This is a genomic window from Burkholderia anthina (assembly GCF_001547525.1).
Classification (GTDB): domain Bacteria; phylum Pseudomonadota; class Gammaproteobacteria; order Burkholderiales; family Burkholderiaceae; genus Burkholderia; species Burkholderia semiarida.
Window position 1 is genome coordinate 1092292 of record NZ_CM003768.1, and the last position, 23636, is coordinate 1115927.

Below are 23636 nucleotides of genomic sequence, written 5' to 3' on the forward strand. Positions count from 1 at the left end.
CGACATGCGTGCCGTCACCCACATGCTCGACATCGAACGCGTGCGCTGGTCTCCCGGCGGCGCGGTCGACGTGCTCGATTCGGTGACGCTGACGGTGGCCGAAGGCGAATTCGTCGGGCTGGTCGGCCCGAACGGCAGCGGCAAGACGAGCCTGCTGCGCTGCGTGTTCCGCTACGCGCGGCCCGACGCGGGTCGCGTCGCGCTCGACGCCGAGGACGTGTGGCGCATGCGGCCGCGCGCGGTCGCGCGGCGCATCGCGGTGCTGCAGCAGGAAACGCCGGACGATTTCGGGCTGACGGTCGACGAACTGGTCGGCATGGGCCGCACGCCGCACAAGCGGGCGTTCGATGCGGAATCGGCCGACGATCGCCGGATCGTCGACTCCGCGCTGCACGACGTCGGCCTCGTCGAGCGTCGCGCCCAGCGCTTCGCGTCGCTGTCGGGCGGCGAGAAGCAGCGCGCGCTGCTGGCTCGCGCGCTCGCGCAGCAGCCCGAACTGCTGTTGCTCGACGAACCGACCAACCATCTCGACCTGCGTCACCAGCTCGAACTGCTCGCGCGCGTGCGCCGCCTCGGCATCGCGACGCTCGCGACGATTCATGACCTCAATCTCGCGGCCGCGTATTGCGACCGGCTCCATGTGCTCGCGCACGGCCGCGTCGTCGCGTCCGGCGCGCCGGACGACGTGCTCACCGAAGCGCTGCTGCGCGACGTGTTCGGCGTCGCCGCGCTCGTCGATCGCCATCCCGTCACGGGCCGCCCGCGCATCACGCCGCTTCATCCGGAATGACCGCCATGCCGTTTCCCCTCTTATCCTTGGTGTCCCGCCGGCTGCTTGCCGCCGCCGTGCTCGGCTGCGCGGCCGCTCACGCGCTCGCCTATCCGGTCACCGTGCGCAGTTGCGACCGCGACGTGACGTTCGAGCGCGCGCCACGGCGTGCGGTGAGCAACGACGTGAACCTGACCGAGATGATGCTCGTGCTTGGCCTGAAGGACCGGCTCGTCGGCTATACGGGCATCGGCGGCTGGAAGACGGGCACCGCGCGCGTACGCGACGCATTGCGCGGCGTGCCCGAACTGGCGAGCCAGTATCCGTCGCTGGAAGTGCTGGCCGCCGCGCGCGCCGACTTCTATCTCGCCGGCTGGAACTACGGGATGCATGTCGGCGGGCCGGTGACGCCGGCGACGCTCGCGCCGTTCGGTATCCGCACGTACGAACTGACCGAATCGTGTTCGCACGTGATGAAGCAGTCGGCCGCATCGTTCGACGACGTGTTCCGCGACCTGACCAATCTCGGCCGGATCTTCGGCGTCGATGCGCGCGCCGCGCAGGTCGTCGCCGCGATGCGCGCGCGGCTCGCGGCGGTGTCGCGTGCGATCGGGCGCCCGGCGCCAGTGCGCGTGTTCGTGTACGACAGCGGCACCGACAAGCCGATGACGGCAGGCGGGCTCGCGATGCCGACCGCGCTGCTCGCGGCGGCGGGCGCACGCAACGTGATGGACGACCTGCCGCGCAGCTGGACGCAGGTGAGCTGGGAAAGCGTGGTCGCGCGCGATCCGCAGGTGATCGTGATCGTCGACTATTCGGCGGTCACGGCCGCGCAGAAGCAGCAGTTCCTGTCGAGCCAGCCGGCGCTCGCGCGCGTGGCCGCGATCCGCGACCGGCGCTTCGTCGTGATTCCGTACGATGCCGCGACGCCGGGCCCCGAGAACGTCGCGGCCGTCGAGACGCTCGCACGCGCGCTGTATCCGGCCGCATTTGCCGGAGCGGCGCGATGAGCGTGCGCGGGCGGGCGGCGCGGCCTCGCATGCGCATGGTGCTGCCGGCGCTGGCCGTGCTGCTGATCGCGTCGATCGTCCTGTCGGCCGCGTTCGGCCCGGCGCCGATCGCAATGCCGGCCGCGGTGCGGATCGTCGCCGCGCACGTCGCGTCGGCGTTCGGCGGCGCCGACGCGTTCGCCGCGGCAGCGGGCGACGACAGCATCGTGTGGCTGATCCGGATGCCGCGTGCGCTGCTGGCCGCGATCGTCGGCGCGACGCTGGCGACGGTCGGCGTCGCGTTGCAGGCGGCGACCGCGAACCGCCTGGCCGATCCGCATCTGCTCGGCGTGAGCGCGGGCGCGATGCTCGGCGCGGTCGCGGTCACGGTGGTGGCCGGCGCGGCGTTCGGCCCGTTCACGCTGTCGGCCGCCGCCTTTGCGGGGGCGCTCGCGGCCACCGCGTGCGTGGTCGCGCTCGCTTACCGGAGCGGCCGGCTCGAATCGGACCGGCTGCTGCTCGCGGGCGTGTCGGTGTCGTTCATGATGGCCGCGTTCGGCAACCTGCTGTTGTATCTCGGCGACCAGCGCGCCGCTTCGTCGGTGCTGTTCTGGATGCTCGGCGGCGTCGGGCTCGCGCGCTGGGACCTGCTGCCGGTGCCGGCCGTGTGCGCGGTGCTCGCCGTCGGCGCGCTCCATGCGCGCCGGCGCGAACTGAATGCGCTGATGTCGGGCGACGTCGCCGCCGCGTCGCTCGGCGTGCCGAGCGCACGGATGCGGCGCGAGGTGTTCGTCGTCGCGTCGTTCGCGACGGGCGCGATGGTCGCGGTGAGCGGCGCGATCGGCTTCGTCGGGCTCGTGACGCCGCATCTGTGCCGTCGCGTCGTCGGCGCCGAGCACGGCCGGCTGCTGCCGGTCGCCGCGCTCGCGGGCGCGATTCTGCTCGTGTGGGCCGATGTCGCCGCGCGCACGCTCGCGGCGCCGGAGGATCTGCCGATCGGCATCGTGACCGCGCTGTTCGGCAGTCTGTTCTTCGTCGCGCTGCTGCGTCAGCGCTGAGCGGCGGCGCGGTCGGGCGGGGCAGGCCGACCGCGCCGCGTGTTTTATCGAAGCGGGATGACCGCACCCGCGCCGCTGCGGCGCCGCGCGTCGGCGTGCGTGCTCGCCGCGCCCTGCGCGACGTCGAAGAGCGTGTCAGGCAGCGCGCGCACGGGCAGCGTGATCACGAAGCGCGCGCCGCCGAGCGGCGAATCCTCGAGCCGCACGTCGCCGCCGTGCACCTGCGCGACGCGCCGCACGATCGCGAGCCCGAGCCCGAAGCCGCCGGTCTGCCGGTCGCGGCTCGAGTCCAGCCGCTGGAACGGCTCGAACACGCGGGCACGTTCGGCGGCCGGAATGCCGGGGCCGTCGTCGTCGACGCTCAGCACGAGCGCGCCGGACCGGTCTCGCGTGGCGGCCAGCACGACCTTGCGCGACGCATAGCGCGCGCCGTTGCGAATCAGGTTCAGCAGCGCGCGGGCGACGAGCTTTGGATCGCAGACATGGGTCGCGGGCGCATCGAGCGTCGACACGTCGAGCGCGATGCCGCGATCGGCGATGTCGTCCGCGACGTTGCCGGCGACGCTGTCGATCAGCGCGTCGACGTCGACTTCCATCGGCGTGAGTTCGCTCGCCCCCTGTTCGAGCCGGCCGATCGTCAGCAGCTCGGTGACGAGCTCGTCGAGTTCGCGCACGTCGCGCCGCAGCGCGTCGCGGCGCTCGCGCATCCGGCCCGTTTCGTCGGCGTCGGCGAGCAGCGCGAGCCCGAATTCGAGTCGGGCGAGCGGCGTTTTCAGTTCATGCGAGATGCCGTGCATCATTTCGCGCTGCTGCTTGATCGACGCCTCGATGCGCGCGGCCATGTCGTTGAACTGCTGCGACAGCTCGTAGATGTTCGAGCGACTCGACAGCTTCACGCGCGTCGCGAGGTCGCCCGCGCCGAACGCACGTGCGGCATTCTGCAGCCGGCGCAGGTCGCGCCAGTGATACGACGTCCAGAGCGCGACCGCGAACAGCGCCGCGAGCGCGACCACTGCGTATGCGTAAATCCTGATGTCGAGGTCGGCGGGCGGGGTCGGGCTCGCATGCAGGACCGAGCCATCCCCCATCGGCATGTAGTAATGCATGCGATCGTAGCTGATCGCTATCCTGCCCGCATCGAGATCGCGTAGCGGCGCGCCGCTCAACTGGCTGCGCGCATCGGCCATCGTCACGAAACCGAATCGCTCGTTGCCGTGCTGCGCGAGTTCACGCAGCGCGAGCGTGCGTTTCGCTCCGGGATGGCGTTCGAGGTAGTCGTTCAGCACGAACGCATACGTGGTCAACGAATCGCGCTGCGCCTGGGCCACACGCTCGTAGAAGATTCGGTTGAACGAGTATTGAATCAACATGATCGATGCGGCGCAGCACACGATCACGATGAGATACAGCTTGATCAACGGGCGCAGCATTTACTCGTCCCACGCGGAAGGACTGAACAGATAGCCGCGGCCCCAGATCGTCTTGATCCGGTGCGGCTCCGACGAGGCGTCCTCGAAGCGCCGGCGCAGCTTCGAGATGCCGGAGTCGACCGAGCGGTCGAGCCCGTCGAATTCGATGCCGCGCAGCTGCTTCAGGATGTCGTCGCGGCTCAGCACGGTGCCTGCCGCTCGCGCGAGGATCAGCAGCAGGTTGAACTCGGTGGTCTTCAGGTCGACGAGTTCGCCGCGCCACGTGACCGTGCGGTTCGGCGGCGAGATCGTGAGCTCGCCGAACACGAGGGCGTGCGGCTGCGTGTCGGCCGCCGGTTCGGCCGCGGCGGGCTGTGCGCGGCGCAACAGCGCACGGGCGCGGGCGACGAGCACGCGCGGCTCGATCGGCTTGGTCACGTAGTCGTCGGCGCCGGTTTCGAGGCCCGCGACCTGGTCGTACACGTCGGCGCGCGCGGTGAGGATCAGCACGGGCACGTTGGTGAACGCGCGAATGCGCCGGCAGACCTCCATCCCGTCGAGGTTCGGCAGCATCAGGTCGAGTATCACGAGGGCCGGCCGGTGCTCGCGCACCGCCGCGACCGCGAGGTCGCCGCGCCGCACGACCGTCACCGCGAATTCATAACCGTCGAGGTATTCGCGCACGAGCTGCGCGAGGCGGTCGTCGTCCTCGATCAGAAGGACACGGTATTTAAGCGGATTGTCATTCATGGTCTCGTCGGATGCGCGCGTTCAGCGTTTTCATGCTGATGAACGCGGTCCGCGAATTCTATCCGGCGTTGCCGCCGCCGGGGCCGCGATACGACAATCGGGAACAAACGATCACAATTGAGCACACATTTGCCGCAGATTCAGGACAGTGCCGCCGCGCCGTCGTATCTAGACTTCGGGCTCCGTCACTCTTGTATCGACATCGTGAGTCCATCCCTCCGCTCGCTGCGCTCGTTGCGCTATTGCATGCCGCTTGCCGGCCTGACCCTGGCTGCCGTTGCCCACGCCGAAAACCAGTACGCGATATCGCTTGGCGGCGGTTTTTCCCCGCGCTACCAGGGCAGCAACCAGTATCGCGCCGTCGTCGCGCCGTCGTTCTCCGCGATGTTCGGCAACGGCTTCTTCATCGACACGGCGGCCGGTGCCGGCTACCGGTTGAACCTGCCGAACGGGGCGTTCGTGTCGGCGGCGCTCGGCTATTCCGCTGGCCGTTCCGACGAAAACCGTTTCGACCTGGCGGGTTCGGATCACCTGAAGGGGATGGGCCGGATCCCCGGTTCGGTGCTTGTCGGCATGCGTGCGGGCGTGCAACTGCTCGATGGCGGCGAACTGAGCGTCACTATCGATGCACCGGTCACGCATACGTCGCGCGGCTTGTCCGGCCATGTCGATCTCGCGGTGCCGGTGTTCAAGGCCGGTCGTCACGATATTGTCGTGACCGGCAGCGTGCATGCCGGCACGGGGCGCTACATGCAGACGTTCTATGGCGTGACCGACGCGCAGTCGGCGGCGAGCGGCTTCAGCCCGTATTCGACGAGCGGCGGGGTCGATAGCGCAACGCTGTCGCTCGCGTGGAACTGGAGCGTGTCGCGACACTGGTCCGCGCATGCGACCAGCGGCTTCACGCGGCTGCTCGGACGCTACGGCGACAGCCCGATCGTGCAGACGCGCAGCAACTACTACGGATTGGCCGGCGTGACGTACAAGTTCTGACCGGCCCATGATTCGCCTGCTCCCGGTACGGGCAGCATGACTGCGCCGCGGATCGGTGCGGTAACATGAAGGCGGCTTCGGCTTCGGCTTCGGCTTCGGCTTCGGCTACGGTCGAGGCGGTGGCGCGGAGCCGGTTCGACTCGAATGGGTCGCGCAATACAATGCTTGACTGGCGCGATGGCGCGCACAACCAATCATGAATCCAACGCCCGGTATGTTCGCGCATCCTGCACCTGCTGCGCCGGGCCGAGACAGGGAGAAACCGATGAAGAACACGATCGCGATGCTCGTTGCACTCGTTGCGAGCGCAACTTTTGCAGGATGTGCAGACATGAACACGCAGCACCGCAACGCCACCGCCGGCGGCGCGGCGACGATTCCCGCGCAGCCGGGCGGCGCGCCGGCGTGCAAGGCGGACGCCACGCCGGATGACGCGCTGGTCGGCAAGACCGAAACCGATGCGGCCGCGCTGCTCGACGGTTGCCTGTGGCGCGTGCTCGAGCGCGACGGCAAGTCGTTGCCGGGCACGATGGACTATCGCGAGGAGCGCCGCAATCTCGGCATTCGCGACGGCAAGGTGATCTGGGTGCGGCGCGGGTGAGGGCGTGTGACGATTCCGCAGCCGGAATCGTCGACGTCGCGTTATCTGCGCGTGTATTTCAGGCAGAACGGCACGGCCGAGCTGCAATGGGTGGACGGCATGAACGCGCCCGAACCGCGGCCGACCGCGAGCCCATGATCGCCGCGATGCGCGTGCGGTCGGACGCGCGTCACTTCGAGATGTACCACAGCGCGTCCGCGCTGGCGCGCGACGGCTGAGCGGCCGGTGCCTGAGCCGGCGCGGGCGGCGGCGTGTTCGACGTGATGGCCGTCGGCAGCGTGGCGGGAATATTCGCGGTCGAAGGCGAGGCTGCCGCCGTGCCCGACGTCGACGGCGTATTCACGTACCACAGCGCATCCGCCGAGGCCGTGCGTTTCGCGGCCGTATTGGGCGCCGCGTTCGTCGCCGCGTTCGCGGCCGCACTGGCCGATTTCTTCGATGCCCCGCCCGTTGCCGTGCCCGCCGTCCCGGCCTGCGCGGTCATGCCGGCGGCCGCCGCCCCTCGCTGCGCGCGCGCTTCGAACGGCCCGAGCTGGAAGATCAACGTTTGCGCCGGACGCGTCACGACGGCATACGGAAACTGCAGCTCCCACGACATCAGCACGCGCCCGGCCGACGTTTCGGTGAAGATCGCAGGCACGTGTTTCATGTCGCTGAACTGCACGTAGACCCGTGCGCCGTCGTCGAACACCTGGGTCGGCTTGGCCTGGTCGGCGCCGGTGACCGTCCATCCGAAGTTGTACGTACCGGCCGGGCCGGCGGGGCCGCCCTGCGGCGGCGGAGGCGGCGAGGCCGGCGATATCGTGCGTGCGCGCGTGACGGGCGGCGCCGACACGCTCAGGCTCGCGAACGGGTTGTACGTCTGCGCCTGTTGCGGCGGCGTGAAGGACGGTGGAAGGATGGGCATGGGAGTATCCGGCGAATCCGGCATGGTCCGGATTGCATCATAGACCTTGCGCGCATACGCGAGGCGCTTGTCGGGCGACGCGGAGTTGTACGCGCCGATCGCGTTCCAGTTGGGGCCGAGCTGGCGGATGTTCTGCGACAGGATCCACGCGCCGACATACGCGTTCGTGCACGCATCGAACAGGCTTTCCCGCGTGATGCCTTCGCGCGCGAGCGTCGGCAGCCACGTGCTGTTGATCTGCATCAGCCCGATGTCGACCGTGCCGTTGGTATTGGTGTTGACCGCGTTCGGATTCATTCCCGATTCGACCTGCGCGATGCCGCGCATCAGGCTGACGCTCACGTGCTGGAACGCGGCCGCGTCGTCCAGGCAGTCGGCCCGCGCGACGCCGCAGAGCGCGCAGGAGAGCGCGATCGTCGAGGCGATGGTCGGCGTGGCGCGACCGAGCGGGCGAGAAGTATGACGCGGCATGGCAGGATGGGGCGGAATCCGGCCGCCCGGTGCAAGGAAATTACGCAGACGCGAAGTGTGCCATAGCAGGCGGGCAAATGGTTCGCGTCAAACTTTCCTTTGCATTTGCCCGCGCGTTCGCCGGGCATTTTTATCGCGCCGGATCAGCGGCCGGGACGATGCATGATCGGTAAAAATGGCCGGAAATTGTGCGAATGCGTGCGCGAATGCGAATGCAACGGCGGCGATGGAAACCTGACGTGCTGCGTGAGCGCGTGGTAAAGCCGGCGATAAGCGGCGCGACAGGGACAATCGGCCGGCGGCCGTGCGATGGAAAGCGATAAAAAATTGGCGGCCGAAGCCGCCGTTTGCGCAATGCGGATTCGGCCGGTCGCGCCGCGCGCGGCCGGCCGTCCTGCCGTATCGCGATCAGAAACGGTGACGCAGGCCGAGGTTGACCATCGTCTGCGAGCTCGTGCCCGCATAACCGTACGAGCCGATCGATGCCTGCGCGGCCATCGAGCCGCCCTTGCCGTCGCCGGTCTGGCCGCTCGCGTGCTGGTACGCGGCGGTCAGGTAGACGTCGGTGCGCTTCGACAGGTTGTAGTCGGCTCCGGCCGATACCTGGTGATAGGTCGCCGACGTGTCGCCGCCCGAGCGCGTGTAGCTGTAGCCGACGCCGACGAGCAGCGCATTCGTCGCCTGGTAGTTCACGAAGCCTTGCCCCGTGTTGTAGTGCTCGTTCGAGCCGAACACCGAGCTGGCGTCGCGGCGGTACTGCGCGTTGCTGTAGCCGAGGCCGAACGTGAACGGGCCGGCGACGTACTGGCCCGCGATGCGCGCGATGCCGATCGAATGGGCGCTCGCGTAGCCGTTGTTGATCGGGCCGTCGAACGTGCCGTCCGACGAGCTCGTCCAGCCGTTGCGCACGCCGCTCGACGCGGGGCTGTTGGTCGCGTGGAAGTAGCCGCCCGCGACGCTGAACGGCCCGTTGTTGTACGACACGGCGGCCGAGTACGACTGCGCGGCGCCGGTGCTGCCGGCGATGCCGCCGAACGAATACATCGCCGCGAACTGCAGGCCCGAATAGACGGCCGACGTGTACTTCACCGCGTTGTCGACGCGGAAGCTGTTGTCGTAGTTGTCGACGTCGCCCGGCGTCGCGAACGCGCTGCCCAGATAGTTGTCGGCGGTGATGCCCTGCACGAGATCGATGAGCGGGTCGTACTGGCGGCCGAACGTGAGCGTGCCGTAGCGGTCGCTCGCCAGCCCGACGAAGGCCTGCCGGCCGAACAGGCGGTTGCCCTGGCCCAGCCGGCCGTTGCTCGGGTCGAAGCCGTTCTCGAGCTGGAACAGCGCCTTCAGCCCGCCGCCGAGATCCTCGGTGCCTTTCACGCCCCAGCGGCTGCCGGCGAGGTTGCCCGCGCTGCTGTTGCCGAGCATCCACGCGTTGTCCTTGCCTTGTGCATGGTTCACATAGGTGATCGACGTGTCGATCACGCCGTACAGCGTGACGCTCGACTGTGCATGCGCGACGGGCATCGCCGCGAACGATGCGAGCGAAATCAGCGAGAGGGTCGTGCGTTTCATTTCATTCTCCTTGCGCATTGGTGTGGGTTCGTGATCCGGAATGGCAGGAGACTACAGAGCCGCGATAAAACCGCAAAAATGAAATTCTCTATTGTGGCCTGGTGAAGACATGGCTTTTCCAGGAAATTCACCATTGAGGGATTTGGATTATTGACCGTTGTGTATCAATAGGCGGCGAATTTCGGGCGTTCGTCATTGCGTTTTGCGTGTCTCGTGATAATTCGACGCGCTTTTCGGTTGAATTTCCCCGTTGCCGACATTGTTATTTTTTCGTCAAATCGTTATTTAACGGATTGAATTGGCGTGGCCGGAATGAATGTGATAAAGGCGGGCAATTCGCGCCGGGCGGACGACATCGCGGCTTGCCCATTCGCCGCCGGGCCGCCACGCGTCGATCATGCGGCTTGCGGCGGCGAGCGTCGCCGCGACGCCGCCTCGATCAGTTGCGCCAGCGTTTGCGCGGGTTCCGACATCGTGCGCCGCGCGCGATGCACGAGGCCGATGTCGCGATGGAACGTGTGATGCCCGAGGTCGATCGCGCGCACGCCGGCCGGCCAGCGGCGATACACGGCGGTTTGCGGCACGATCGCGACGCCGATGCCGTTCTCGACCAGCTTGACGATCGCGTCGAGCTCGTCGAGTTCGCAGGTGTCGCGCACCGCGATGTGCATCTTGCGCAGAAAGCGGTCGACCTGGCGGCCGCCGAACGACGCGCGATCGTAGCGCACGAACGGCTCGCTCGCGAGCAGGGCGGCCCAGTCCTTGCCCTTCACGCCGCGCGGCACGATCAGCCGGAACGGTTCCTGTGCGAGCGTCGTCCAGTGCAGGTCGCTCTGCAGCGCAAACGGCGGCCGGATGATCGCGGCCATGTCGATCTCGCCCGCGTCGACCCGGTTGACCAGCTCGATCGACAGCCCCGGTATCACGCGCGTCCGGCATGTGGGGTGCCGGCGATGGAAATCGGCCAGCGCGGCCGGCAGCAGCGCGCTCTGCACCGATGCGATCGCGCCGATCGTCACGCGCACGGCGGCCGGCGAGCCGGGCGCGGTCGAACTCAGGTTCTCGTACAGGCCGATCAGCGTCTGCGCCTGGTCCAGCACGTGATGACCCATTTCGTTGAGCCGCGCCGATCGCCCTTGCCGGTCGAACAACGCGAAGCCGAGTTCGGCTTCGAGGCGCTGCATCTGCGCGCTCACGGCCGCCTGCGTGAGCCCGATACGGTTGCCGGCGGCGGCAAAGGTGCCTTCCCGGGCGACGGCGACGAGGGTTTTCAGTTCGCGGATCATTCATCAATTCCGTTTGTGAATCAGCCAATTTTATATTGATTTAATTTTTGTCCGGGCTTGTCTACCATGGTGCCGTCCTCGCGCCCCGCGAGCGCTCCTTCACGAGGCCATCATGAGTCTTTCCCCGTTTCACCTGGCGATTCCCGTCCACGACCTGCCGGCCGCGCGCGATTTCTACGGCCGCGTGTTCGGGCTGGAAGAGGGGCGCTCGAGCGCGCAGTGGGTCGACTTCAACTTCTACGGCCATCAGCTCGTGATCCACGAACATCCGAAAACCGCGTCGCAGGAAAGCGCGCATACGAATGCGGTCGACGGCCACGACGTGCCGGTGCCGCATTTCGGGATCGTGCTCGACTGGGCAAGCTGGGAGGCGCTGGCCCAGCGGCTGCGTTCGTTCGGCGTGACGTTCGTGATCGAGCCGTATGTGCGGTTCCAGGGGCAGGTCGGCGAACAGGCGACGATGTTCCTGTTCGATCCGTGCGGCAATGCGCTCGAGTTCAAGGCGTTTCGCGACATCGGCCAACTGTTCGCGAAGTGACCTGCCGCGGCGCCTGCGCCGACCGAAATCGGGTGCGAGAATGCGGCCTCGGATCCGGCCGCGCGCAGGTGCGACGGCCGGCGCCGCGCCGCACGGCCTCCGTCCGTGCGCGCCGTTCTCCAGGGAGCCCGTATGAACAGTCACATCGCGCCGGTGGCGCTGAACAAAGCCTACCGTCTCCTCAATCACGGCCCGACCGTGCTCGTGTCGGCCCGCCACGACGGCGTCGACAACGTGATGGCCGCCGCGTGGGCGTGCGCGCTGGACTTCCTGCCGCCGAAGCTGACGGTCGTGCTCGACAAATCCGCGAAGACACGCGAGCTCGTCGAGCGCAGCGGCACGTTCGTGATCCAGGTGCCGACGGCCGCGCAACTGCGGCTCACGCATGCGGTCGGCAGCCACAGCCTTGCCGAGCGGCCCGACAAGCTGCGCGAGGCGGGCGTCACGCTGTTCGACGTCGACGGCCACGACCTGCCGTTCGTCGCCGGCTGCTCGGGCTGGCTCGCGTGCAGGCTGATTCCGGAGCCGCACAACCAGCAGACCTACGACCTGTTCATCGGCGAGGTGGTCGCCGCGTGGTCCGACACGCGCGTGTTCCGCGACGGCCACTGGTATTTCGAATCGGCCGATCCCGCGCTGCGCAGCCTGCACTACATCGCGGGCGGCAATTTCTATGCGATCGGCGAATCGCTGCACGTCGACCCGGACGCGCGGTAAGTAAGCGACGCGCGAACCGTCCCGATGTGGGAACCGCGCGTCACGCGCGTTTTTTCAATTCCGCCAGCATGAGGTCGGCGAACGCCTGCGCGACGCGCGGCAGCGTGCGCCCGCGCTTGACGACGAGCGCGATCGGCCGCACGAACGCGGGATCGTCGATCGGCTTCGCGACCAGATCGGGCTCGGCGCGCACCTCGCGGGCGGTCGCGGGCAGGATCGTCACGCCGAGGCCGCCGCGCACCATCGCGACGGCCGTCATCATGTAGGTCGGCTCGCACGCGATGTCGGCCGTGCAGCCGGCCGCTTCCAGCGCGGCATCGACCACGCTGCGCACGCTCGTGCCCTGCGCGGTGAGCACGAGCGGCACGCCGGCGACGTCGGCGGTGCCGACGCGGCGCTTGCGCGCGAGCGGATGATCCTTCGGGCACACGGCGACGAGCCGGTCCGCGCCCACATACAGCACTTCCAACGACGCATCGAACGTGTCGCCGCCGGTCAGCCCGAGATCGGCATCCTCGTTGCGCACGAGCGCGGTGACGAGGCTCGCGACGCCGTCGCGGATCTCGAAGCCCGCGCGCGGCACGTCGCGCCGGAACGACTGGATCAGCTCCGGCAGCATGCTCGATGCGAAGGTCGGCAGGCACGCGAGCCGCACCGTGCCGCTCGCGCCTTCGCCGAGCGCGCGCGCATCGCGCAGCACGCGCTCCATGTCGTCGAGCGAGCGTTGCAACAGCGGCAGCAACTCGCGCCCGGTCTGCGTGAGCGCGACGCTGCGGCTGTTGCGGTCGAACAGGCGCGCGCCGACGATTTCCTCGAGCCGGCGGATCTGCACGGTCAGCGCCGGCTGCGACAGGTGCAGCCGCGCGGCCGCGCGCGTGAAGTTGCCGGCGTGCGCGACGGTGACGAACGCGCGAATGTCCCGAAGATTCAGATCCATAACGATTCGTGATTGCTACGATCAAATCATTTCAATTGTGCTATCGCTGCGCCGACCTTACGCTCGTCTCCAACAAAAGACAAGGTAGGAGACACGGATGCTGCCGTTACTCGGGCTTGGCACGATCGTCGTGCTGCTGGCCGCGATTCTGTCGAAGCGGATGTCACCGCTCGTCGCGCTGATCATCGTGCCGATCGCCGCGTCGCTGATCGGCGGCTTCGGGCTGCACACCAGCAAGTTCGTCATCGACGGGCTGAAGGGCCTCGCGCCCGTGGTCGGGATGTTCGTGTTCGCGATCCTCTATTTCGGGACGATCACCGATGCCGGCACGCTCGACCCGATCATCGACCGGATCCTGCGCGCGGTCGGCACGCGGCCGACGCGCATCGTGATGGGCACGACGCTGCTCGCGCTGCTGATCCACCTCGACGGCTCGGGCGCCGTCTGCTTTCTCGTGACGATTCCGGCCGTGCTGCCGCTGTACGACCGGCTGAAGATGGACCGGCGCGTGCTGGCCGCCGCCGTGTCGATGGCCGCGGGCATCAACTTCCTGCCGTGGACGGGGCCGATGATCCGCGCGTCCGCGTCGCTGCACCTGCCGGTGTCGGCGCTGTTCAATCCGCTGATTCCGGTGCAGGCGATCGGGCTCGTGTTCGTGTTCGGCGTCGCGTACTGGCTCGGGCGGCGCGAGGAGAAGCGGCTCGGCCTGTCGCGCGACGATGCGTCGATCCCGCTGCCCAGGCGCGAATTGACGGCCGACGAGCAGGCGCTGCGCCGGCCGCATCTGTTCTGGTTCAACGTCGTGCTGACGCTCGTCGTGCTCGGCACGATGGTCGTGATGGGCGAGAAGATTCCGCCCGCGATCATGTTCATGGTCGGGCTGTGCATCGCGCTGATGGTGAATTACCCCGACGTCGACATGCAGCGGAAGCGCATCGACGCACATGCGCGGGCGGCGTTGATGATGGCCGGCATCCTGCTCGCGGCCGGCGTGTTCACCGGGATCATGCAGGGCAGCGGGATGCTGAAGGCGATGGCGCAGGCGGCGGTTGGCTTCGTGCCGCCGTCGATGGCCGGCCACATTCCGGTCGCGCTCGGCCTCGCGTCGATGCCGCTCAGCATGCTGTTCGATCCCGATTCGTTCTACTTCGGCGTGCTGCCCGTGATCGCGGAAGTGGCCGGCCAGCTCGGCGTGCCGGCCGTGCAGGTCGGGCAGGCCGCGCTGCTCGGCCAGATGACGACGGGGTTCCCGGTCAGCCCGCTCACGCCGGCGACGTTCCTCGTCGTCGGCCTGTGCGGGATCGAGCTCGCCGAGCACCAGAAATTCACGTTTCCGCTGTTGTTCGGCGCGTCGATCGTGATGACGATCGCCTGCGTCGTGCTCGGCGTCTTTTGATTCTTCCCGGCGGCGTGCTCCGCCGGACGACGGTACGGACATGACAGCAAAGCCTTCACATGAACGGCGCGTGCGCATCGGCGCGGGCGCCGGCTACTCGGGCGACCGGATCGAGCCCGCGGTCGAGCTGGCCGAACACGGGCAACTCGACTACCTGGTCTTCGAATGCCTCGCCGAGCGCACGATCGCAATCGCGCAGCAGGCGCGGCGCAACGATCCGGCGCTCGGCTACGATCCGCTGCTCGACGCGCGCATGCAGGCGGTGCTGCCGGTCGCGGCGGCCAAGCGCGTGCGGATCGTGTCGAACATGGGTGCGGCGAACCCGCGCGCGGCCGCACGGCGTACCGCGCGGATCGCGCAGTCGCTCGGCATCGCGGGGCTGAAGGTCGCGGCGGTCGAAGGCGACGACGTGCTCGACGTCGTGCTGCGCGGCGCGTTCCGTTTCGAGGAATCGGGCGACGAGGTCGCCGCGTATCGCGACCGTATCGTATCCGCGAACGCGTATCTCGGCGCCGCGCCGATCGTCGACGCGCTCGCGGCCGGCGCGGACGTCGTGCTGACCGGGCGCGTCGCCGATCCGTCGCTGTTCGCCGCGCCGCTGATCCACGCATTCGGCTGGCGGATGGACGACTGGGACACGCTCGGGCAGGCGACCGTCGTCGGCCATCTGCTCGAATGCGCGGGGCAGGTGACGGGCGGCTATTTCGCCGATCCCGGCTACAAGGACGTGCCGAATCTGGCGCGGCTCGGGTTCCCGATCGGCGAGGTCGCGGCCGACGGCTCGGTCGTGATCACGAAGGTGCCGCACGCGGGCGGCCGCGTGAGCGCGGCGACCTGCAAGGAACAATTGCTCTACGAGATTCACGACCCGGCGCGGTATCTGCAGCCCGACGTCGTGGCCGATTTCACGCGCGTGGCGGTCGCGGAGGAGGCGACCGATCGCGTGCGCGTGACGGGCGGGCGCGGCGCCGCGCGGCCCGACACGCTGAAGGTGTCGGTCGCGTATGTCGACGGCTGGATCGGCGAAGGGCAGATCTCGTACGGCGGGCCGGGTGCGCTCGCGCGGGCGCGTCTTGCGCTCGACATCGTTCGCGAGCGGCTCGCGCTGACCGGTGTCGCGGCGAGCGAGTTGCGCTTCGACCTGATCGGCGTCGATGCGCTGTACGGCGACGCGACGCCGGCCGTGCGCGGCGAGCCGGCCGAGGTGCGCGTGCGGGTGGCCGGCCGCGCGGCGAACGCCGCCGAGGCCGCGCGAATCGGCAACGAAGTCGAGACGCTCTATACGAACGGGCCGGCCGGCGGCGGCGGCGCGTTCAAGTCGACGCGCGAGGTGATCGCCGTGCAGTCGGTGCTGCTGCCGCGCTCGGCCGTGACGCCGTCGTTTTCATTCGTGGAGGGCTGATGCAACTGCGTGAACTCGCGCATGCGCGCACCGGCGACAAGGGCAATACGCTGAACGTGTCGGTCATCTGCCGCGATCCGCGTCATTACGATCATCTGCGCACCCACCTCGATGCGCAGGCGGTGAAGGCATGGCTCGCGGGCATCGTGCACGGCGACGTCGTGCGCTACGAATTGCCGGCGCTCGGTGCGTTCAACTTCGTGCTGAGCGATGCGCTCGGCGGTGGCGTGACGCGCTCGCTCGCGCTCGATGCGCACGGCAAGTCGGTCAGTTCGGCGCTGCTGGCGATCGAGGTGCCGGATCCGGCGTGATGGCGGGCGTCGCGGTCGGGACGCGGCCGGGCGCGCACGGAATCGGCAGTTCGCGGCCCGTGCGCGTGCTCGATGCGCGCGCCGGCGATGTGCGCAGGCACGAGGCGATGACGTGATGGGCAACGATGCAGGGCGCGTCGTCGTCGGCAACGGGCGGTCGCCATTCTTTTCCGCCCCGGACGACGTGTGAAGGATCGACGGGGACCCGCCGATTCTGCAACAATCCGCCGCACACCCATCCGACCTGATCTCGTCATGACTGCCCAGAACCCGACCATACGTCTCAAGCCGCTCTTGGCTTCGCTCGCCGCCCTTGGCGCGCTCGCGGGACTCACGGCGCTCGCCGCACCGTCGCCCGTTCATGCCGCCGAGCCGGCCCAGCCCGACCGTCAACTGAAAACCTTCATCCACGACACGTACGGCAACTGGCGCGCGAGCCGCAAGGGCTGGCAGGCGGACGGCGACGATTTCATCCATTCGCCGTGCGGCGTGCTGCGCGTGGCGACCGCGGACGGCCCGCGCACGCTGCTCGCGATGTGCGGCGAGACCGAGGCGGCGGTGCAGAACGGGATGCCGGGCATGGATTCGGACGCGACGCCGGGCGCGATCGACCTGTACGTGCTGAAGCCTTCGCCGGACGGCAGGACGCTCGAGCCGGTCGCGAAGAAAACGGAGATCGCATCGGGCGGGCGCGGCGAACCGGGCACGGTGCACATCGAGCGGCTCGGGCCGCACCTGTTCGGGTTCGTGATCGGCGAAAGCGACACGCGGCAAGGCTATACGCAACGCTTCCGTTCTATCTGGCTGCCGGTCGGTAATGCGCTGGTGCATGCGGCGGCACGCATCGACGAGGCGCTCGACAACGCGGAGTCGACGGAATGCGCGAACGCCCGCGCGCGCTGCGAGGAACGCCGCTTCGAGATCGCGCCGGACACGGCCGGCACGGGCGACGTCTATCCGCTGACGGTCACGGAAACGGGTACGCGCGGCGACAAGGCCATCCATGCACGCTACACGGTGAAGTTCGACGCCGCGCGCGGCCGCTACGTCGTGCCGAAGGCGTTGCGCGACGGGTACTGATCCTCCGCGCGGGAACGGGCGACGTTGCACCGCCCGCGCATTCACGCGTACAGGTAGCGCACCAGGTGGAAGAACACCGGCGCGGCGAAGCAGATCGAATCGACGCGATCGAGCATGCCGCCGTGGCCGGCGATCATCGAGCCCCAGTCCTTCGTGCCGAGCGAGCGCTTGACGGCCGACAGCACGAGCCCGCCGACGAAGCCCGCGATCACGATCGCGAGCGAGATCCCGAACGCCGCGCCGAAGCCGAACGGCGTCACGCGATACAGCGACGCGCCGCACAGCGTGGCGAGCAGCCCGCCGCCGACGAAGCCCTCGACCGTCTTCGACGGCGACAACTGCGGCGCGATCTTGCGGCGTCCGAACAGTTTGCCGACGACGTATTGCAGCACGTCGCTGATCTGCACGACGAACAGGAAGAAGAACAGCAGCAGCGCGTTCTGCCCCGCGTAGCGCGGAATGTCGAGGATCAGCACGGCCGGCGCGTGGCTCAGCCCGTACACGCACACCATCAGCGCCCAGTTGATCTTCGCGTTGCGGCTCAGGAAGTCGCGCGTGTCCTGCGTGAGCGCCGACACGAGCGACATCGCGAAGAACAGGTGCACGGGCACGAAGATCGAGTACATCCCGTACCAGTTGATGCCGAGCAGCAGGTACTGCACGGGAATCGCGATGAAGAACGCGATGAAGAGCGTCGTATGGTCGCTCGCGGTGGTCGGCGTGAGCGTGATGAACTCGCGCAGCGTCAGGTACGACAGCAGCGCGAACACCAGGTACGTGACGTTGTTGCCGAGGCCGATCGCGACGGCCATGATCGCGATCATCGCCCACCATGCGCGGATGCGCTGGTTCAGGTTGACGATGGTCGGGCTCGCGCCGCCGCTGCGCGCGCCGAGGATCGCGCCGATCACGGTCGCGACGACGAGCACGCCCGTGACGCCCGCGACCAGTTCCCAGAAGAGGGTTCGCATGGTTGGTATCCGGAAAAGGGAGAAGGGGGCGCGCTCAGCCGGCCGGCCGCTGCGGCGGCGCGAGCGCGACGACCGCGGCGCGCATGCGGGCGAGGAACGTCGGCTTGTCTTCCTGCGCGCCGAGCGCTTCGTTCGCGCCGAAATGCACCTTGCAGATCAGCGGGACGGGCCAGATCGCGCCCTTCGGCATGATGCGCTGCAGGTTCTCGAGGTAGACGGGCGCGAGCGCGACGTCGGGGAATTCGGTCGCGAGATGGAACAGCCCGCTCTTGAACGGCTGCGGCAGCACGTCGGCGCCGCGCGTGCCTTCCGGGAAGATGATGATCGAGTGGCCCTGCCGCAGCGCGTCGCGCACCGGCTCCAGCGGGTCGCCGCCCGATTCGCGATGACGGTCGATCAGCACGACGTTCAGCAGCTTCTGCGCGATGTGACGCTTCAGGTCGCTGCTGTCCCAGTAGTCGCGCGCGGCGACCGGCCGCACGACCGCGCGCACGTCGCGCGGCAGCGCGGCGAGGATCGCGAGCGTGTCGATATGGCTCGTATGGTTCGAGAAATAGATCTTCTGCGTCGGGGACGGCGGCGCCTGATGCCAGACCGGATACGCGCCGGCGACGAGCCGCACGATGGACAGCAGGAAATCGCGCTGCCAGACGTTGAGGATGTTCATCGGCGCGCGGCCTCCTGCGTGCATGCCCGGCCCGCCGCGCACGCGCGGTGGGCGGAACCCCGGAATGCCGGCGCGGCAGGATGCGCGCCGGACGGCTCTTGTTTAAATTTTTTCAAAGTTCGTGGCTGCCTGTCGCAGGTCCGCGATAATCGGACGATTCGCCGTCGCACGCTGGTGCGTCGCGGCGAATGCGCCGGTCGGCGGCGTGATAATCGGCTGTTGCACGAGTGCCCGCTGCCGCTCGAATGGATCTCGCCGCGATCGGGCCAGCGGATTATCGCGAGTTTCGCCGAAAAACGCCAGATTGCCGCCGCGCGGGCGGTTCGCGCCGCCATGCTTGACGCATGGAGGCCGCTCGGCGACGATGAGGGCCGTTCAATCCAGGCCGACGAAGGCCGTTTCGCCGCCCGGGGCATGGCGGCGGGAAACTATCCGACCGTGCCGCGCGAATAATACGAATACGAAACGATGAGCCTCTACGCACTCAAACCCAAATTCCAGAACCGTCTGCGCCCGTTCGCGAATTCGCTCGCCGAACGTGGCGTCACGGCCAACCAGGTCACGCTGTTCGCGGCCGGCGGCTCGATCGTCGTCGGCGCGCTCGCCGGGCTCGGCGTGTTCGCCCGCGCGCTGTTCCTGCTGATTCCGCTGTGGCTGTTCGCGCGGATGGCGCTCAACGCGATCGACGGGATGCTCGCGCGCGAGCACGGGCAGAAGAGCACGCTCGGCGCATACCTGAACGAGCTGGGCGACATCGTGTCCGACGTCGCGCTCGTGCTGCCGTTCCTCGCCATTCCTGCGTTCGCGCCGGCGGACGTCTGGCTGTTCGCGCTGACGGCGGTGATCGTCGAATGCGCGGGGCTGATCGGCCCGCTCGTCGGCGCGACGCGCCGCTACGACGGCCCGTTCGGCAAGAGCGACCGGGCGCTGGCCCTCGGCGCGTTCGCGCTGTGGATCGGCCTCGGCTTGCCGGTCGGCGGCGCCGCCGCGTGGCTGTGGCGGCTGCTGATCGTGCTGTCGATCGTGACGGCGGTGCGGCGCGTGCAGGCCGGGATCGCCGAAGCGGGCGGCTGATCGGCCGCCGACGCGGGGGGCGGGACCGGCGCCGGAGGGCGGCGCCGCATGATTCGAATAACGAAACGAGAGAGATCGCATGAACGCACGCACGGCCCGCGAGGCCGACTTCATCACGCACGACGGCGCAACGCTGTTCTACCGCCACTGGCCCGCGACGGGCGCACGCTGCCGCGGCGCGATCGTGCTGCTGCATCGCGGGCACGAACATTCGGCGCGCGTCGCGCACCTCGTCGACGAGCTCGACCTGCCGGATTTCGCGTTCTTTGCGTGGGACGCACGCGGCCACGGCCGCTCGCCGGGCGCGCGCGGCTACAGCCCGAGCGCGGCCGCGTCGGTGCGCGACCTGCAGACCTTCGTCGAGCATATCCGCGACACGCACGGCATCGCGATCGAGGAGATGGCGGTCGTCGGCCAGAGCGTCGGCGCGGTGCTCGCGGCGGCCTGGGTGCACGACTACGCGCCGCCGATCCGCGCGCTGGTCGTCGCGTCGCCGGCATTCCACATCAAGCTCTACGTGCCGTTCGCGCGGCCGGGGCTGCGGCTGATGCACAAGCTGCGCGGGCTGTTCTACGTGAACAGCTACGTGAAGCCGAAATTCCTCACGCACGATCCCGAACGGATCGCGAGCTACGCGTCCGATCCGCTGATCACGCGGCCGATCGCGGTCAACATGCTGCTCGACCTGCACGATACCGCGCAGCGGATCGTCGCCGACGCGGCCGCGATCACCGTACCGACGCAGTTGCTGATCTCGGGCGCCGACTGGGTCGTGCATCGCGGCCCGCAGGACCGCTTCTTCGAACGGCTCGGCTCGGCGCGCAAGGAGCGTATCGTGCTGCCGGGCTTCTACCACGACACGCTCGGCGAGCGCGATCGGGCCCAGGCGCTCGCGCCGCTGCGCGCGTTCGTGCTGCGCGAGTTCGATGCGCCGAGCGCGCGCGTGTCGCTCGCCGATGCCGACCGGCGCGGCGCGTTCCACGACGAATACGCGGCGCTCGGCCGGCCGCCGGCCAACGTGTTCGCCCGGGCGTACTGGGCGCTCACGCGCGCCGGGCTGAAAGCCGGCGGCGCGCTGTCGGACGGCATCGCGCTCGGGCTGCGGCTCGGCTTCGATTCGGGCTCGACGCTCGACTACGTGTACCGCAACCGCGCGCAGGGGCGGTTCGGCATCGGCGCGCTGATCGACCGCACGTATCTCGATTCGCCGGGCTGGGTCGGCATCCGCCAGCGCAAGGTGCATCTGCAGGAACTGATCGGCGCGGCGATCGGCCGGCTGCGCGCGCACGGCACGCCGGTGCGGATCGTCGACATCGCGGCCGGTCACGGGCGCTACGTGCTCGACGCGATCGCGATGGCCGCCGAGCGCGACGGCGCGGCGCCCGACGACATCACGCTGCGCGACTACAGCCCGCCGAACGTCGAGGCCGGGCGCGTGCTGATCGCGCAGCGCGGCCTCGAGCCGATCGCGCGCTTCGAGCGCGGCGACGCGTTCGACGAGGCGTCGCTCGCAACGCTGGAGCCGCGGCCGACGCTCGCGATCGTGTCGGGCCTGTACGAGCTGTTCGGCGAGAACGCGCTGATCGAGCGCTCGCTGCGCGGGCTCGCGCAGGCCGTGCCGCCGGGCGGCTATCTCGTCTACACGGGGCAGCCGTGGCATCCGCAGCTCGAATTCATCGCGCGCGCGCTGAACAATCACCGCGGCGAGTCGACGTGGGTGATGCGCCGCCGTTCGCAGGCCGAAATGGACGAGCTCGTCGCGCGGGCGGGCTTCCGCAAGCTCGACCAGCGGATCGACGAGATGGGCATCTTCACGGTCAGTCTCGCGCAGCGGGTCGACGCGTCATGAGCGCGCTCGGCAGCGGCGCGGGTGCGGGCGGCGAGCTGGCCGAGCCGGCGGCCGGTGCGCGCGGCGCGTCGTTCGCGCTGCGTTTCGGCTGGCTCGCGGCGATGGGCACCGTGTTCTTCTCGACGTACGGCTTCGCGAACTGGCTTGCCGCGCGCCGCGCCGCGGTGCCGACGTTCGCGTTCGGCTGGGAGCATGCGATCCCGTTCGTGCCGTGGACGATCGTGCCGTACTGGTCGATCGATCTGCTGTATGCGCTGTCGTTCTTCTTCTGGACGCGCCGCGACGATCTGCTCGATCACGTGAAACGGCTGCTGACGGTGCAACTGGTGTCGGTCGCATGCTTCATCGCGTGGCCGCTGCGCTTCGGCTTCGAGCGGCCCGACGCGGGCGGCGTGGCCGGCGCGCTGTTCACGCTGCTGATGGGCTTCGACAAGCCGTTCAACCAGGCGCCGTCGCTGCATATCGGGTTGCTCGTCGTGCTGTGGGCCGTCTATGCGAAGCACCTGCGCGGCACGTTCGCGCGCGGTGTGCTGCACCTGTGGTTCGCGGCGATCGGCGTGTCGGTGCTGACGACGTACCAGCATCACGCGATCGACGTGCCGACCGGGGCGGCCGTCGGCTGTCTCGCGCTGTTCCTGTTTCCGCTGCGCGACGCCGCGGGCCGGTTGCCGGGCGCCGATGCATCGCCGAGCCAGGCCGGCCGAACGCTCGCGCGCCGCTATGCGTTCGGCGCCGCGCTGGTCGCATGCGCGGCGCTGGCCTGCGTGCCGCGTGCGCCGGCCGGGGCGCTGGCGGCGGGGTGGGGCGCGCTGGCGCTCGCCTGCGTCGCGTGGGCTTACCGGCGCGGCGCGCCCGGCGCGTTCCAGAAGGACGCGCACGGGCGGTTTCCGGTCTTCATCGGCGCGCTGCTCGCGCCGACGATCGCCGGCGCGTTCGTCAATTCGCGGCTGTGGACGTTCCGCCAGCCGGCGCCGGTGCGGATCGACGAACGCGTGTCGATCGGCCGGACGCCGACGACGCGCGACATCCGGCGCCACGGCTTCTCCGCGCTGGTCGACCTGACTGCCGAGATGCCGCGCTGGGCGGTGGCCGACGCATCGCTCGCGTATGCGTGCGTGCCGCAGCTCGACCTCGTCGCGCCGACGGCGGCGCAGCTCGCGCAGGCCGTCGCGGCGCTCGAGCGCCTGCACGGCGAAGGGCGCGACGTGCTGGTCTGCTGTGCGCTCGGCTACGGGCGCAGCGTGCTGTGCGCGGCGGCGTGGCTCGCCGCGCGGCGCGGGTTCACCGATGCGCGCGACGCGTTGGCCGCAGTGCGCGCCGTGCGGCCGCGCGCGGTTTGGTCGGATGACGGCGTGGCCGTGCTGCAGCAGTGGATCGATCGCCGGCGCGACGCGGGGCGCGTGTGATGCGCGATCCGTCCGCGCCGTTCAGGATCGCCGCCGCACGCGGCGCGCTCGATGCGGGTGCATGGGCGCTCGCGGCCGCGCTGGCCGCGGCCGGCGCGGGCGGGTGGATCGCGGCGGGCTGGGCGCCCGCGACGCTCGCCCGGGTACTGCTGGCCCTCGTCAGCACGGGATCGGGGATCGCGGCGCTGTGGTACGCGGTGCGCATCGAGATCGATCGGCGGCTGTTTGCCGCGCTGGCGCGGGCGGCGCAAGGCGACGGGGCGGTCGGCGACGGGCTCGCGGCGCTCGACCGTGCGCTTGCCGATCTGGGCTGGATCGACGCGGCGAAGGCCGGGCGCACGCTCGACGCACGCGTGCGCGGCGCGGTCGGGCTGTGCCGGGCCGCGGTGCTCGTCGCGATCGTGCAGTGGCTCGTCGTCGGGCTCGCGATCGCGGTGTCGCCAATCGGTTAGGGCCAGCGCAAGCGCGCTATCGGCGGGAACGGCC

The 23636-nt window shown here is 69.3% G+C and carries 25 protein-coding genes; 17 read left to right on the forward strand and 8 right to left on the reverse strand.

What is annotated here, in order from left to right:
- The first annotated feature begins 4 nt into the window (after window positions 1-4).
- Genes WS64_RS05055 through WS64_RS05065 form a run of 3 tightly spaced genes read left to right on the forward strand, consistent with a single transcriptional unit; the run spans window position 5 to window position 2816 of the window.
- Window positions 5-790, forward strand: coding sequence for an ABC transporter ATP-binding protein (locus tag WS64_RS05055; RefSeq protein WP_060965887.1), 786 nt, complete (start codon window positions 5-7; stop codon window positions 788-790).
- Entirely contained in the window at window positions 787-1779 is a 993-nt protein-coding gene (locus WS64_RS05060; RefSeq protein ID WP_060965888.1) for an ABC transporter substrate-binding protein, read from the forward strand. Before WS64_RS05055 ends, WS64_RS05060 begins: the two co-directional genes overlap by 4 nt.
- Window positions 1776-2816 carry a FecCD family ABC transporter permease gene (locus WS64_RS05065; RefSeq protein ID WP_060965889.1) on the forward strand — a complete coding sequence of 347 codons (1041 nt, stop codon included), beginning with the start codon at window positions 1776-1778 and terminating at the stop codon, window positions 2814-2816. The genes WS64_RS05060 and WS64_RS05065 overlap by 4 nt, the downstream gene beginning before the upstream one ends.
- A gap of 44 nt (window positions 2817-2860) precedes the next feature.
- On the opposite strand, the gene WS64_RS05070 is transcribed toward WS64_RS05065, so the two are convergent.
- Window positions 2861-4246: an ATP-binding protein gene (locus WS64_RS05070; protein WP_060965890.1), complete on the reverse strand. Its 1386-nt coding sequence runs from the start codon at window positions 4244-4246 to the stop codon at window positions 2861-2863.
- Window positions 4247-4975: a response regulator gene (locus WS64_RS05075; protein WP_059640922.1), complete on the reverse strand. Its 729-nt coding sequence runs from the start codon at window positions 4973-4975 to the stop codon at window positions 4247-4249. It abuts the gene before it with no gap.
- 246 nt (window positions 4976-5221) lie between these two features.
- On the opposite strand from WS64_RS05075, the gene WS64_RS05080 reads away from it, so the two are divergent.
- From WS64_RS05080 to WS64_RS35475, 3 genes are all read left to right on the forward strand, one after another.
- Entirely contained in the window at window positions 5222-5968 is a 747-nt protein-coding gene (locus tag WS64_RS05080) for a MipA/OmpV family protein (RefSeq protein WP_060965891.1), read from the forward strand.
- 265 nt (window positions 5969-6233) lie between these two features.
- Window positions 6234-6569 carry a hypothetical protein gene (locus WS64_RS05085; RefSeq protein WP_059640920.1) on the forward strand — a complete coding sequence of 112 codons (336 nt, stop codon included), beginning with the start codon at window positions 6234-6236 and terminating at the stop codon, window positions 6567-6569.
- A 6-nt stretch (window positions 6570-6575) separates the two neighbouring features.
- A complete protein-coding gene (locus WS64_RS35475; protein WP_269138939.1) occupies window positions 6576-6707 on the forward strand; it encodes a hypothetical protein in 132 nt (43 codons plus the stop codon).
- Between the two features lie 31 nt (window positions 6708-6738).
- Here WS64_RS35475 and WS64_RS05090 read toward each other — a convergent pair whose 3' ends face one another.
- From WS64_RS05090 to WS64_RS05100, 3 genes are all read right to left on the reverse strand, one after another.
- Complete coding sequence (locus tag WS64_RS05090; protein WP_060965892.1) at window positions 6739-7947, reverse strand: lytic transglycosylase domain-containing protein; 1209 nt, start codon at window positions 7945-7947, stop codon at window positions 6739-6741.
- Between the two features lie 408 nt (window positions 7948-8355).
- On the reverse strand, window positions 8356-9516 hold the full coding sequence (locus WS64_RS05095) for a porin (protein WP_060011690.1): 1161 nt from the start codon (window positions 9514-9516) through the stop codon (window positions 8356-8358).
- Window positions 9517-9911: 395 nt separating this feature from the next.
- Window positions 9912-10802, reverse strand: a complete 891-nt coding sequence (locus WS64_RS05100; RefSeq protein WP_060965893.1) for a LysR family transcriptional regulator — start codon at window positions 10800-10802, stop codon at window positions 9912-9914.
- Window positions 10803-10914: 112 nt separating this feature from the next.
- Here WS64_RS05100 and WS64_RS05105 point away from each other — a divergent pair, with 112 nt between their 5' ends.
- Both WS64_RS05105 and WS64_RS05110 read left to right on the forward strand, forming a co-directional pair.
- Window positions 10915-11340 (forward strand): VOC family protein, encoded by a 426-nt coding sequence (locus tag WS64_RS05105; protein ID WP_060965894.1) that lies wholly within the window; start codon window positions 10915-10917, stop codon window positions 11338-11340.
- Between the two features lie 132 nt (window positions 11341-11472).
- On the forward strand, window positions 11473-12057 hold the full coding sequence (locus WS64_RS05110) for a flavin reductase family protein (RefSeq protein ID WP_059640914.1): 585 nt from the start codon (window positions 11473-11475) through the stop codon (window positions 12055-12057).
- Between the two features lie 40 nt (window positions 12058-12097).
- Here WS64_RS05110 and WS64_RS05115 read toward each other — a convergent pair whose 3' ends face one another.
- Window positions 12098-12994, reverse strand: coding sequence for a LysR family transcriptional regulator (locus WS64_RS05115; RefSeq protein ID WP_060965895.1), 897 nt, complete (start codon window positions 12992-12994; stop codon window positions 12098-12100).
- A 97-nt stretch (window positions 12995-13091) separates the two neighbouring features.
- On the opposite strand from WS64_RS05115, the gene WS64_RS05120 reads away from it, so the two are divergent.
- The 4 genes from WS64_RS05120 (at window position 13092) to WS64_RS05135 (ending at window position 17183) form a co-directional block, all read left to right on the forward strand.
- The gene (locus tag WS64_RS05120) at window positions 13092-14390 is read left to right on the forward strand and encodes a CitMHS family transporter (RefSeq protein ID WP_060965896.1); all 1299 of its coding nucleotides are present in this window, start codon (window positions 13092-13094) and stop codon (window positions 14388-14390) included.
- Between the two features lie 40 nt (window positions 14391-14430).
- Complete coding sequence (locus tag WS64_RS05125; protein ID WP_060965897.1) at window positions 14431-15792, forward strand: acyclic terpene utilization AtuA family protein; 1362 nt, start codon at window positions 14431-14433, stop codon at window positions 15790-15792.
- A complete protein-coding gene (locus WS64_RS05130) occupies window positions 15792-16103 on the forward strand; it encodes an AtuA-related protein (protein WP_059573802.1) in 312 nt (103 codons plus the stop codon). Before WS64_RS05125 ends, WS64_RS05130 begins: the two co-directional genes overlap by 1 nt.
- A gap of 255 nt (window positions 16104-16358) precedes the next feature.
- On the forward strand, window positions 16359-17183 hold the full coding sequence (locus WS64_RS05135) for a hypothetical protein (RefSeq protein WP_060965898.1): 825 nt from the start codon (window positions 16359-16361) through the stop codon (window positions 17181-17183).
- Window positions 17184-17224: 41 nt separating this feature from the next.
- Here the strand turns inward: WS64_RS05135 and WS64_RS05140 are convergent, their stop codons facing one another.
- Both WS64_RS05140 and WS64_RS05145 read right to left on the reverse strand, forming a co-directional pair.
- Window positions 17225-18154 (reverse strand): phosphatidate cytidylyltransferase, encoded by a 930-nt coding sequence (locus WS64_RS05140; protein ID WP_060965899.1) that lies wholly within the window; start codon window positions 18152-18154, stop codon window positions 17225-17227.
- A gap of 34 nt (window positions 18155-18188) precedes the next feature.
- On the reverse strand, window positions 18189-18821 hold the full coding sequence (locus tag WS64_RS05145; RefSeq protein WP_060966891.1) for a lysophospholipid acyltransferase family protein: 633 nt from the start codon (window positions 18819-18821) through the stop codon (window positions 18189-18191).
- An 18-nt stretch (window positions 18822-18839) separates the two neighbouring features.
- On the opposite strand from WS64_RS05145, the gene WS64_RS34195 reads away from it, so the two are divergent.
- The 5 genes from WS64_RS34195 (at window position 18840) to WS64_RS05170 (ending at window position 23602) form a co-directional block, all read left to right on the forward strand.
- Window positions 18840-19274 (forward strand): hypothetical protein, encoded by a 435-nt coding sequence (locus WS64_RS34195; RefSeq protein ID WP_155720391.1) that lies wholly within the window; start codon window positions 18840-18842, stop codon window positions 19272-19274.
- A 15-nt stretch (window positions 19275-19289) separates the two neighbouring features.
- Window positions 19290-19895, forward strand: a complete 606-nt coding sequence (locus WS64_RS05155; protein WP_059573799.1) for a CDP-alcohol phosphatidyltransferase family protein — start codon at window positions 19290-19292, stop codon at window positions 19893-19895.
- A gap of 79 nt (window positions 19896-19974) precedes the next feature.
- The gene (locus WS64_RS05160; RefSeq protein WP_060965900.1) at window positions 19975-21744 is read left to right on the forward strand and encodes a bifunctional alpha/beta hydrolase/class I SAM-dependent methyltransferase; all 1770 of its coding nucleotides are present in this window, start codon (window positions 19975-19977) and stop codon (window positions 21742-21744) included.
- Entirely contained in the window at window positions 21741-23150 is a 1410-nt protein-coding gene (locus tag WS64_RS05165) for a phosphatase PAP2/dual specificity phosphatase family protein (protein WP_060965901.1), read from the forward strand. The genes WS64_RS05160 and WS64_RS05165 overlap by 4 nt, the downstream gene beginning before the upstream one ends.
- Window positions 23150-23602: a hypothetical protein gene (locus tag WS64_RS05170; protein ID WP_060965902.1), complete on the forward strand. Its 453-nt coding sequence runs from the start codon at window positions 23150-23152 to the stop codon at window positions 23600-23602. The genes WS64_RS05165 and WS64_RS05170 overlap by 1 nt, the downstream gene beginning before the upstream one ends.
- The last annotated feature ends 34 nt before the right edge of the window (window positions 23603-23636 follow it).